Raw genomic sequence first — 11,466 nt, forward strand, 5'->3', positions numbered from 1 at the left:
TGCGGCGGTCAGCTGTCGCAAATCTCCTGAAGCGCCACCCAATAGCGGTCAATCAACACCGGCTCTGGCAGATTGTCTGTGAACGGAGCCGCTTCAATCAGCGCCAGCGTGCTTTCCCCTGATGGGTCTTGGGCCAAAGCATAGGGTTTGAGACGCACGCGCTTTTCCTCAAAGGCAGCAATCAGAGTGTCATCCGGTGCCGCCATTGGCGGAGCGCTGATCAGCTCTTCAATGTGGCTGCTGAGCAGCGTGTCTGGCAATGTGCCGGTGGTGAGCAGGCGCAGGCTTGCGCGAATGCCACCGCTCTCCAGAAGGCCACGGAGCGGGTCTGCGACCGCGGCTTGCGCGGCAATCACATAGCCTGCCGCCACATCCGGCTCCTCAAAGTCTTCCACCGCGTCGCGCCCCAAAAGCACGATGTTGCCGGGCAGGGCGACCGCGTCCCGCAGGGCGCTTGGCACCACGGTGATGGCGCGGACCTGCAGACGTTTTTGAAAGGCATCAAGCGCAGGTAATGCTTGCGGGCCGGTGCAGGCTTTGCCGGTCAGCCGCAGTGCATGGGTCTGCATCTCCTGACCAATTGTCTGGCGGGTCACATTGGGCACAACGCGCAGCGCGTGGTTGACCAACGCATTTGGCAACCAGAACACGCCCAAGGCCACAATTGCGGCCACCGACCCGCCCAGAATGAACTTGCGCAGCCTGCCTGTGGCCTGACCCGGGTTGGCCACCGCTTTGCGCAGCTTCTCGATGGCTTCGACCACCTCGGGGTGATCTGCACCGATTTCCAAGGTCTCGCTTGGGTCGCCGTCCGGATAAAACACGGCAGGCCGTTCGCCGGGGTTGAGCCTGCGCACGGCGGGAAGGGACCAATGGGTCAGCGCCCGATCATTGCTGTCTTTGATCACCAACGTCGCATCTCCCAGCGACACAATCACATCCCTGCGTTGTGCGTCAGGTGTCTCTCGCCACAGGGCTGTGGCTTCCAGACGTTGGAATTTTTCAAGTGCAGTGCTCATGGTGGGTCTGCTCAGGCCTCTGATTGGCTCAATCCCTAGCATGGGCGTAAAGGGCGGGGCAATCACTTGCCCTTTGAAGGCGAGGCATAAAAAAAGGCCCGCGCGCGATGGCGGGCCTTGATGGTTTTTGCTGCTGATCCTGGATCAGAGGATTTTGATGTCCGCCGCTTTGATGTCTGCGAGGAAGGCATCAAGACCTTTGTCGGTCAGCGGGTGGTTGATCATGGATTTGATCACGCCGGGAGGGGCGGTCATCACGTCTGCACCCACCAGCGCACATTGGGTGGCGTGGTTCACGGTGCGCACAGAAGCTGCGAGGATTTCGGTTTCAAAGCCGTAGTTGTCGTAGATCTGGCGGATGTCGGCGATCAGGTCCATGCCATCAAGGTTGATGTCGTCCAGACGGCCGATGAAAGGCGAGATGAAGCTTGCGCCCGCTTTGGCGGCCAGCAGCGCCTGATTGGCGGAGAAACACAGGGTCACGTTCACCTTGTGGCCCGCATCGGTCAGGGTTTTACAGGCTTTCAGACCGTCCCAGGTCAGCGGCACTTTGACGGCGATGTTTTCTGCGATCTCAACCAGCTTGCGGCCTTCAGCGATCATTTCGTCAGCGTCGGTTGCGGTGACTTCGGCAGAAACCGGGCCTTCGACCAGATCACAGATCTCTTTGGTCACTTCGAGAATGTCGCGGCCGGATTTTTTGATCAGGGAGGGGTTGGTGGTGACACCATCCACCATGCCTAGGGCGTTGAGCTCGGCAATGGCGTCGATTTCGGCAGTGTCTACAAAGAATTTCATGTCAGGTCCTTTGCTGGGTTTGACAAGTGCATGGATGATAGGTGCAACTGCGGGATTGCGCTGCGGCTGTGATGGCTTTACCCGATAGAGGGCCGCGCCGAAAGCTGTAATGCGCCATTTGGGCGCAATTGTCGTTAGCGATAACGGCATTTGGTGGGCAAAGCTGGCAAGAGGGTCTGTTGAGCGACGCAGAGTTTTATCCCGAAGGGGCTTTGATTGCGGTTCTGACCACGCAACCGCTGGACCGGGTTTTGGATTACAAAGCGCCGGAAGGGGGCGTTTTTGCGGGCAGTTTTGTCGAGGTGCCACTGGGGCCGCGCAAAGTGCTTGGTGTGGTCTGGGGGCCGGGCAAGGGCGACTATGACATCTCCAAAATTCGCGCCGCCAATAAGGCGCTGGATGTGGCGCCGATGCGGGCCGATATGCGCAATTTCCTGCAGCGCGCGGCCGATTACACTCTGACGCCGCTGTACGCGATGTTGCGGTTGGCAACCCGTGCGCCGGGCCTGAGCGATCCGCCCTCTATGCGCAAAGTCTATCGCCGTGGCACAGGGGAGCCTGACCGTCAGACCGATGCGCGGCGGCGGGTGCTGGCGACATTGGAAGACTACGGCGGGCTTGCCTTCACGCTGGGCGAACTTGGCGAGATGGCGGGGGTCACAAATTCCGTCATCAAAGGGCTGGTGAAACAGGGCGTGGTGCTGGAAGAAGCCGCGCCCCGGGACACACCATATTTGCTGCTTGATCCGGACTACGGCGGCAAAGAGCTGACGGCGGATCAGGAAGCCGGTGCGGCAGAATTGCGCGCGGGTATTCAGTCAGGGGTCTATGGCACCACTCTGCTGCGCGGGGTCACAGGCTCCGGCAAAACAGAGGTTTACCTTGAGGCCGTTGCAGAATGCCTGCGCAAGGGGCGGCAGGCGCTGGTGCTCTTGCCGGAGATCGCGCTGACCGCAGAGTTCCTGACCCGCGTTGAGGCGCGGTTTGGCGCTCGGCCCGCAGAGTGGCACTCCGGCGTGACCATGACCGAGCGTCGTCGCGCCTGGAAAATGGTGGGAGAGGGCGGCGCGCAGCTTGTGGTTGGCGCGCGCTCTGCGCTGTTTTTGCCGTACCGCGATCTTGGTCTGATCATTGTCGATGAAGAGCACGACACCTCCTATAAGCAAGAGGACGGCGTGCTTTATAATGCGCGCGATATGGCTGTGCTGCGCGCAGCGATGTGTGATGCGCAGGTGGTGCTGGCCTCAGCCACCCCTTCGCTCGAAACCTGGGCCAATGCGGAAGCGGGCAAATACAAACGGCTTGAGCTGACCAGCCGCTACGGCGCGTCGGTTTTGCCGGAGATGCGGGCAATTGATATGCGCACGCAGGAATTGCCGGCCAGCCGTTGGATTTCCCCGGCATTGAAACAGGCGGTGGACGCGCGCATTGCCAAAGGAGAGCAGGCGCTGCTGTTCATCAATCGGCGTGGCTATGCGCCGGTGACAATCTGCCGGGCCTGTGGGCATCAGATCGGCTGTGATCATTGTGACGCGCGTATGGTGGAGCACCGCTTTCTCAAGCGTTTGCTGTGCCATCAGTGTGGCGAGACAAAACCGATGCCGGAGGCCTGCCCGAGCTGCGAGGTCGAGGGCAAGCTGGCCCCGGTCGGGCCGGGGGTTGAGCGGCTGGCTGAAGAGGCGCAGGGGCTTTGGCCGGAGGCGCGCCAAGCGGTGCTGAGTTCGGATCTCTTTGGCTCAGCGCGTGCGCTGAAAGAGAGCATTGAGACCATCGCGAATGGCGGCGCGGATATCATCATCGGCACCCAGCTGGTGGCGAAGGGTCACAATTTCCCGCTGCTGACGCTTGTGGGCGTGATTGATGCTGACCTTGGCCTGCAAGGCTCTGACCTGCGCGCAGCAGAGCGGACCTTCCAGCTCATGCGGCAGGTTGCCGGGCGGGCAGGGCGCTCTGAGCGCGCGGGGCTTGCGCTGTTGCAGACCTTCCAGCCGGAGCACCCCGTGATCCGCGCGATCCTGACCGGCGATGAAAACGGCTTCTGGCGGGCTGAGGCGGATGAGCGGCGTCACGCTGTGGTGCCGCCTTTTGGCCGCATGGCCGGGATCATCCTTTCAGGCAGCGATGTGGGGCAGGTGTTTGATCTGGGCAATGCGCTGGCGCGTAATTCGGAGGCTTTGCGGGCGATTGGCGCTGAAGTTTACGGCCCGGCCCCGGCCCCGATTGCGCGTGTGCGCGGACGGCACCGGGTGCGGCTTTTGGTGAAAGCCGACAAATCCGCGCCGCTGCAAGCGGCCTTGGCACGTTGGATTGGCCAGTTCCGCCTCAAGGGTGATCTGCGTCTCGCCGTCGATATCGACCCGCAGAGCTTCTATTAAGCGCAGGGTTTCCTCTTGCTGCCCATATCCCGGAGCGCGAGGCAGAGCCTCGCATCTGTCTTGCGTGCAAATACGCAGCCCAACCTGTGCGTCCATTCGCTCTCGCCTTTTGGGGCGTTTCCCCGTATGCGCTAGGCATGTTCGAAAAAATTGCCATTGATGACGCGCAGGCTTTGCCGTGGTGGCGTCGCCCGATCGCGCTTTTGGTCCTGATGGCGCTGGCCATGCCCATCGCGTTCAACACTTGGAGCGCGCTGCTCAACAACTTTGTGGTTGAGGTGGCAGACTTTGACGGCTCCGACATTGGCCTTTTGCACACTGTGCGGGAAATTCCGGGCTTTCTGGCGATTGGCGTGATCTTCCTGCTGCTCTTCATTCGCGAGCAGGTGTTGGGCATGATCTCCCTCCTGCTCTTGGGCGTTGCAACTGCGCTGACCGCCTATTTCCCCAGCATGGGCGGCATTCTGATGATCACGCTGCTGAGCTCGATCGGGTTTCACTATTATGAAACCGTGAACCAGTCTTTGCAGCTTCAGTGGCTCGACAAAAAGCGCGCCCCCAAAGTGCTGGGCTGGCTGGTGGCTGCAGGCTCTGGCGCAACGCTGCTTGCCTATGGGCTGATTGTGCTGAGCTGGAAGCGGTTTGATCTGAGCTATGAGCTTGTTTACCTCGCTGGCGGCGGCATGACCGCGCTGATCGCGCTCTACTGCATTTTTGCATTCCCGCAGTTTGAAGGCCGCACGCCACAGGCACGCAAGATGGTGCTCAAAAAGCGCTATTGGCTTTATTACGCGATGCAGTTCATGGCCGGCGCACGGCGGCAGATCTTTGTGGTTTTTGCAGGTTTCATGATGGTCGAACGCTTTGGTTTCGACGTGCATGAAATCACCGCCCTCTACCTCATCAACCTTGTCGCCAATATGATTTTTGCCCCGATGATTGGCGCGGCTGTGGCCCGGTTCGGGGAGCGGCGCACCCTCATCTTTGAATACGCAGGTCTGGTGATCGTGTTCCTCGCCTATGGTGGCATCTACTTCTTCGGTTGGGGGCTTGTGCTGGCGGCCACTCTCTATGTGGTGGACCATTTGCTGTTCTCCCTTGCACTGGCGCTGAAGACCTATTTCCAGAAGATTGCCGATCCTGAAGATATGGCACCGACCGCTGCTGTGGCCTTCACCATCAACCACATTGCCGCGGTGTTCCTGCCGGTGCTGCTGGGTTTGCTTTGGCTGGCCTCCCCGGGGGCGGTGTTTGTGCTGGCGGCGTCTATGGCGGCGGTGTCGCTTGGTCTGGCCTGCCTGATCCCGCGCCACCCTGAGAAGGGCAATGAAACCCGCCTGACACGCCCTTTGGCCGCCGCTGCAGAGTAGTTTGCGCCCGTCAGGCTTGACGAAGCTGGGCCAAGACCCTAGGCCCGGCACAAAGTTTCTGGAGATCTGTTATGGCCACATTCACCGCGCTGACCACGCTCGTCGGGAAATCCCAAGCTGAGGCGCTTGGCGAAGCCATGGAGCGTCTGGTGCCGGAGCCCACCGGTGTGGGCGTCTTTGAGATCGAAGACGGCTCTGGTCTCTGGGAAGTGGGCGGCTATTTCACCGAGGCGCCTGATGAGGCGGGCCTTGCGGTTCTCGCAGCTGCTTTTGAGGCAAAGCCCTTTGTGGTGTCTGAGCTTCCGGAAACCGACTGGGTGGCCCATGTGAAGCGCGAGCTGGCCCCTGTGGAGGCCGGTCGATTCTTTGTCTACGGCAGCCATGATGCGGACAAGGTGCCGGAAGGCGCAGAGCCTCTGTTGATCGAGGCGGCGATGGCCTTTGGCACCGGTCACCACGGCACCACGCTGGGGTGTCTGAAAGCGCTGGACCGCCTCGCCAACGAAGGTTTTGTCGGCGAGAACGTTGCTGACATCGGCTGCGGCACTGCCGTGCTGGCCATGGGGGCTGCGCGCATCTGGCCCAACAAGGTGCTCGCCAGCGATATTGACGAAGTCGCCGTGGATGTGGCGAAGGCCAATGCGGTTGCCAATGGTCTGGAAGACAAGCTGATCTGTCTGGAGGCGGCAGGCTTTGGCCATCCGGATCTGGCAGCAAAAGCGCCATATGATCTGGTGTTCGCCAATATTCTGAAAGCGCCGCTTGTGGATCTGGCACCCGACATGGGCGCCAATATCGCGCCACAGGGTCACGCGATCCTGTCCGGTATCCTGAATGAGCAGGCGGATGAGGTGGTTGCGGTCTACGAGGCAGCGGGCTTTGCGGTGCATACGCGCGAAGAAATCGGCGAATGGACCACATTGACCCTGACCCGCAATAACGCAGGCTAACACTTCCAGGCAGATAAGGCGGGTTGAGAAAAATTTCGCAATCAGCCCTTGTCGAATCATGAATAAGGCGTTCCGCGACGGAGCGCCTTTTTTGTATGTTTTTGCGAGATTGTTTGCCTTGCGGGGATAGTCAGGATCGCCGCTCTGCGACTGTTTCCAAATGAGCGTGATCTGTTAAGCATAAAAACAAGTTTTGTCTCGAATTTGCCTTATTTGTCAGGGCTCGCCTTGATTTTAGGGCAATTTTTGGTCAATTTTATTCGAGTTTGGTGGGGGCCAAACCTGAGTATTTGCTATGAGTGAATCCAACGCTGAGTTTCATGAGCGTCTCGCACGGATTTACCGCAATCAAGCGGAAGCCGGGCCCAAGGCGCGTGAGGCAGTTGCTATTGACCGCAATGGCTACGTCATCGTGCGGGGTGCAGGACGCAGACGCACGATCCCGTGGCACGGTCTGAGCATGGTTGCGGTCTCTTTTTTCGTCATCAAAGGCTTGATGATGTCCCAGCTTGGTCCTGACTTCTATTCGCAGGATGTGGCGCGTTTGAGCGGTGGAAACGCCGTGGAGAAAGCCGCAGCCTGGACCATGCGCCCTGATCCGGTGTCGCGCTGGATCGCGCTCAAGATCAATTCACTGGGCTAACACCCTTCTTTTTCATGGATCCCTCCAAGATCCTTGCGGCCTCGGGTTCTCTCCCCCGGGGCCGCGTTTGTTTTGGGCACTAAAAAACCGCAGCCTCCCCAAGCAGGCTGCGGTTTCCGACCCGAAGGCCCGACCATGTGAGTGGTGACTTGCCAGACTCAGCGATAGCGGGGGATGTCGGCACGAGACATGCCGATGTCCTCCAGCTCGCGATCGCTGAGCTGTTCCAGGGCTTTCCGGGTCAAACGTTTCTCGTTCCAGTCTGCAACCTGAGCAGCGAACACAGTGAATGTGTCGCGGATACGGCCAGCAAAACTGGGGGTCGACGTCGTTTCAAAAGAGGCCATATCAGTGTTCCTTCTGCCAATTTGGTATGGTCTATTCTTCAAGATGGACGGCAAATATGGAGGTCGATCAAAGCTCACAAGACGGATTCCGGCATAGGTCCTATGCAGGTTGTGCATGGGTCGGATCGGCTTGGAAAAATGCGCGTTGGTTCGGTTTTTACGACATTTTTGAGGATAAAAACGACCGCTTTGTAACAGTTATGTAACGAGTGCAAGGCGGGGCTGCAGAAATCGCATGCAGCTATTGGAATGGGATTGGCCTTGGCGTTTGTTCTCGTTTCGTGCTACTCCGGAGCACAACAGAACAAAAAGAGCAGAATGGGGCGGCAGATGCGCGTATTGGGAATTGATCCCGGCTTGCGGAATATGGGCTGGGGCGTGATCGACGCTGATGGCAGCCGGTTGAGCCATGTGGGCAATGGAATCTGTCATTCGGTTGGCGAGGATTTGGCCGCGCGCCTGCTGTCTTTGCATGAACAGCTGACGGATGTGGTGGCTCGGTTCCTGCCAGATCATGCGGCGATTGAGCAGACCTTTGTGAACAAGGATGGCGCGGGGACGCTGAAGCTGGGGCAAGCGCGCGGGATCGCCTTGCTGGTGCCTGCACAGGCCGGGCTGATCATCGGGGAATATGCCCCCAACAAAGTGAAGAAAACCGTGGTGGGCGTTGGCCATGCGGAAAAGCATCAGGTGGAGCATATGGTGAAGCTGCAACTGCCCGGTGTGCAGATTGCCGGGCCTGACGCCGCAGATGCGCTGGCCATTGCCATGTGCCATGCGCATTGTGCGCGGGCAGGGGCCGGATATGCGGCCGCATTGAAAAAGGCGCAGGCATGATAGGCAAGATTTCTGGAACGCTGGAATACCGCAGCACGGATCACGTTCTGATCGACGTGCGCGGGGTGGGCTATATGGTCTACTGCTCTGACCGAACGCTGGCGGCGATGCCGGCCGCAGGGGAGGCTGTGGCGCTTTATACCGATCTTTTGGTCCGCGAAGACCTTTTGCAGCTCTTTGGATTTGGCAGCCTGTTTGAAAAAGAATGGCACCGGCTTCTGATGAGTGTGCAGGGCATCGGCGCAAAGGCCAGTCTCGCCATTCTGGGCACGCTTGGGGCGGAGGGTGTCAGCCGCGCCGTGACGCTGGGCGATGTGGCGGCGATCAAGGCGGCCAAAGGGGTTGGCCCCAAAACCGCACAGCGGGTTGTCATTGAGCTGAAAGACAAAGCGCCTGAAATCATGGCGCTGGGCGGCAGTCTCAGCAATGCGATGGCCACAGCAACTGGCGAGACAGCACAGAGCGCGCCGGAGGAAGGTGACGCAGTGCTGGAAGATCCGGCACATGCACCGGTCACGCCAGGTGGCGCTTCCGGGGCGAGCGGCTCGGCGGCAGCGGCATCCATGAGTGTGCAGGCGGACGCTTTGTCCGCACTTGGCAATTTGGGTTACAGCCCCTCAGATGCGGCAACCGCGGTGGCACAGGCGGCGGGCGAAGATCCCGAGGCGGATACGGCAACCTTGATCCGCACAGCCCTCAAACTCTTGGCGCCGAAGGGATAATCTATGGATCAGCCAGACCCGACATTGCGCCCAGAGTCGCGACCTGAAGATGCGGATCGCGCCCTGCGCCCACAGGAGCTTGACGCCTTCATTGGCCAAGCCGAGGCGCGGGCAAACCTGCGGGTGTTCATTGAGAGCGCCCGGCGTCGCGGTGAAGCGATGGACCACACGTTGTTTCACGGACCTCCGGGGCTTGGGAAAACAACCCTCGCCCAGATCATGGCGCGCGAGCTTGGCGTGAACTTTCGGATGACTTCCGGCCCCGTGCTGGCCAAAGCAGGCGACCTTGCGGCGATCCTGACCAATCTGGAAGCGCGCGATGTGTTGTTCATCGACGAAATCCACCGTCTGAACCCGGCGGTGGAAGAGGTGCTGTATCCGGCGATGGAAGACTTTGAGCTTGATCTGGTGATCGGGGAGGGCCCTGCCGCGCGGACCGTGCGCATTGAGCTGCAGCCGTTTACCCTGGTTGGCGCAACCACCCGATTGGGGCTTTTGACCACGCCGCTGCGCGACCGTTTCGGCATTCCGACACGTCTGCAGTTTTACACCGAAGATGAGCTCAACGAGATCGTCACCCGCAATGCACGCAAGCTTCATGTGCCGGCACAGGATGGCGGTGCGCGTGAAATTGCGCGCCGGTCGCGTGGCACGCCTCGGATCGCAGGGCGGCTGTTGCGCCGGGTGGTGGACTTTGCTCTGGTGGAGGGCGACGGCGTCATCACCAAGGCGCTTGCGGACGGGGCGCTGACGCGGCTTGGGGTGGACAACCTCGGACTGGACGGGGCGGACCGCCGATACCTGCTTTTCATTGCAGAGAACTACGGCGGTGGCCCTGTCGGGATCGACACGATCAGCGCTGCGCTGAGCGAGAGCCGCGATGCGATTGAAGAGGTGATCGAACCGTTTTTGCTACAGCAAGGTCTGATTCAGAGGACACCGCGCGGCCGGATGCTGGCGCAGAAAGCGTGGCGACATCTGGGGCTTTCGGCCCCCAAACGCCCGGATCAGAAAGATTTGTTCTCGCCCGGTAAGGGGTAAGAGAGGTCTTTGAGAGCGCGAAGGTGGTGCAGCTGTTCAGATCTGTGGAGTGTGTGAATGAGTGAATTGGATCGACCCACAGGGCGGAGTGTCTCGGATTTGACGGCTCGGGCCAAACAGGTCAGCGACATTTATGCTGAGACCTTTGAGATCACGCGCGACCCTGCTTGGTATCTTGCAAAACTGACGGAAGAGCTGGGGGAGATGCAATCCGCCTATCTCGCGTCCATTGGCAATCAGCGTGGCAGTGGCTCCGATCAATGTGCCAAAGAGGCTTTGGCGGACGAAGCCGCAGACCTGTTTGGGTTTCTAATGGTCTTTGCCCAATGGCAGGGGATCGATCTGGAAGCCGCCTTTGAGCGGAAGTGGGGGAAGTATCTGAGTGGTGCTCCCGGCACGCAGGCTACACCAGATATCCTTCAACCAGCCGTCTGACGCTTGGCTTTTGCCTGCAAGCTCGGAAGCGCTGCGGAGAGCACGCCGGCGCTCAGGATCAGTGCCAGTCCGAGCCAGGTGAGGGTCGCGGGCAAGGTGCCAAACACCACCCATCCAAGTGCCGTAGCGCTCAGCAGTTGAAGGTAGACCAGAGGCGCAAGCTGTGCGGCCTCGGCGCGGCGATAGGCGAACAACAGGAGGAGGTTTCCTCCCATCGAAAAGGCCGCGCTGCCAAAGGTGAGTGCGCTGAACTCCAGTGAGGCGGTGGTCGGCAGATACGGCAGGCCAAAAGGTGTCAGGATCAGAGCGCTGAGCGCCAGTTGGGTGACAAGCAGGTCCGTGGCGCGCACCGTGCCTGAGAGCCAGCGCGAGGCTGTGAGAAAGGCGCCGTAGCAGAGGCCAGCCGCCACCGCGTAGAGAAGACCGGCAGACATGTCGGCGCTTGGCCGCACCACGAGCAGAACACCGAGAAATCCCAGCGCCATCAGAAGGTTGCGGCTGCGCGTTGCGGGCTCTTTGAGCAAGAGAACGGACAAGATGTAGGAAAAGATCGGCCCGATGAAAAACGCGGCAAAGACGTCGGCAATGGGCGCGGTCTGCAGGGCGTTTTGAATGCAGAAGATACCACAGCTCATCAATGCGGCGCGCAGCCAGATCGCCCAATGGCCAAGCGCGCGCAGGGTTGTTGGCCGCAGCAAAGGCAAGGCCATCAACGCGCCAAGTGCAAAGCGGGACCAGGCGACAAATATCGGGCTGGCACCATGGGTCTGCATCATGAGTTTGCCCGCCGTGTCCCCTGCGGGGATCATGGACATGGCGACAAACATCAGGGCAAAGACTTTCCACATGGCACAGCGGTAACATGTTAACAGCCTCACCAAAAGCCCGCTGATTTTTGTATATTTTGTGAAGTCGCACGAGCACTCTGC

General features: G+C 60.0%; 12 protein-coding genes. 8 read left to right on the forward strand and 4 right to left on the reverse strand.

All coding sequences use genetic code 11. From position 1 onward, the window contains the following. Window positions 1-8: 8 nt before the first annotated feature. Together J7412_RS05050 and fsa are read right to left on the reverse strand one after the other, a co-directional pair. Window positions 9-1,019 carry a hypothetical protein gene (locus tag J7412_RS05050; RefSeq protein ID WP_209077700.1) on the reverse strand — a complete coding sequence of 337 codons (1,011 nt, stop codon included), beginning with the start codon at window positions 1,017-1,019 and terminating at the stop codon, window positions 9-11. Window positions 1,020-1,163: 144 nt separating this feature from the next. Beyond that, a complete protein-coding gene (gene fsa, locus J7412_RS05055) occupies window positions 1,164-1,817 on the reverse strand; it encodes a fructose-6-phosphate aldolase (RefSeq protein WP_209061765.1) in 654 nt (217 codons plus the stop codon). 179 nt (window positions 1,818-1,996) lie between these two features. Between fsa and J7412_RS05060 the strand changes: the two genes are divergently transcribed. The 4 genes from J7412_RS05060 to J7412_RS05075 all read left to right on the forward strand — a co-directional run bounded on the left by J7412_RS05060 (window position 1,997) and on the right by J7412_RS05075 (window position 7,155). Next, on the forward strand, window positions 1,997-4,192 hold the full coding sequence (locus J7412_RS05060) for a primosomal protein N' (protein ID WP_209077701.1): 2,196 nt from the start codon (window positions 1,997-1,999) through the stop codon (window positions 4,190-4,192). Window positions 4,193-4,329: 137 nt separating this feature from the next. Then, window positions 4,330-5,562 carry an MFS transporter gene (locus J7412_RS05065; protein ID WP_209077702.1) on the forward strand — a complete coding sequence of 411 codons (1,233 nt, stop codon included), beginning with the start codon at window positions 4,330-4,332 and terminating at the stop codon, window positions 5,560-5,562. 71 nt (window positions 5,563-5,633) lie between these two features. After that, a complete protein-coding gene (locus J7412_RS05070) occupies window positions 5,634-6,512 on the forward strand; it encodes a 50S ribosomal protein L11 methyltransferase (protein WP_209077703.1) in 879 nt (292 codons plus the stop codon). Window positions 6,513-6,807: 295 nt separating this feature from the next. Then, the gene (locus J7412_RS05075) at window positions 6,808-7,155 is read left to right on the forward strand and encodes a hypothetical protein (RefSeq protein ID WP_209077704.1); all 348 of its coding nucleotides are present in this window, start codon (window positions 6,808-6,810) and stop codon (window positions 7,153-7,155) included. A 158-nt stretch (window positions 7,156-7,313) separates the two neighbouring features. Here J7412_RS05075 and J7412_RS05080 read toward each other — a convergent pair whose 3' ends face one another. Continuing rightward, entirely contained in the window at window positions 7,314-7,502 is a 189-nt protein-coding gene (locus tag J7412_RS05080; RefSeq protein ID WP_209077705.1) for a DUF1127 domain-containing protein, read from the reverse strand. Between the two features lie 330 nt (window positions 7,503-7,832). Between J7412_RS05080 and ruvC the strand changes: the two genes are divergently transcribed. The 4 genes from ruvC to J7412_RS05100 are packed head-to-tail and all read left to right on the forward strand — an operon-like array spanning window position 7,833 to window position 10,537. Then, the gene (gene ruvC, locus J7412_RS05085) at window positions 7,833-8,339 is read left to right on the forward strand and encodes a crossover junction endodeoxyribonuclease RuvC (protein WP_209077706.1); all 507 of its coding nucleotides are present in this window, start codon (window positions 7,833-7,835) and stop codon (window positions 8,337-8,339) included. Then, entirely contained in the window at window positions 8,336-9,061 is a 726-nt protein-coding gene (gene ruvA, locus J7412_RS05090; RefSeq protein WP_209077707.1) for a Holliday junction branch migration protein RuvA, read from the forward strand. Before ruvC ends, ruvA begins: the two co-directional genes overlap by 4 nt. Window positions 9,062-9,064: 3 nt before the next feature. Next, the gene (gene ruvB, locus J7412_RS05095) at window positions 9,065-10,102 is read left to right on the forward strand and encodes a Holliday junction branch migration DNA helicase RuvB (protein WP_209077708.1); all 1,038 of its coding nucleotides are present in this window, start codon (window positions 9,065-9,067) and stop codon (window positions 10,100-10,102) included. Window positions 10,103-10,159: 57 nt separating this feature from the next. After that, window positions 10,160-10,537, forward strand: coding sequence for a hypothetical protein (locus J7412_RS05100; RefSeq protein WP_209077709.1), 378 nt, complete (start codon window positions 10,160-10,162; stop codon window positions 10,535-10,537). Here J7412_RS05100 and J7412_RS05105 read toward each other — a convergent pair. Continuing rightward, window positions 10,522-11,415: a DMT family transporter gene (locus tag J7412_RS05105; RefSeq protein ID WP_348540464.1), complete on the reverse strand. Its 894-nt coding sequence runs from the start codon at window positions 11,413-11,415 to the stop codon at window positions 10,522-10,524. The genes J7412_RS05100 and J7412_RS05105 overlap by 16 nt on opposite strands. Window positions 11,416-11,466 lie beyond the last annotated feature (51 nt).

The sequence above is a fragment of the Shimia sp. R9_3 genome (assembly GCF_017743755.1).
GTDB lineage: Bacteria > Pseudomonadota > Alphaproteobacteria > Rhodobacterales > Rhodobacteraceae > Shimia.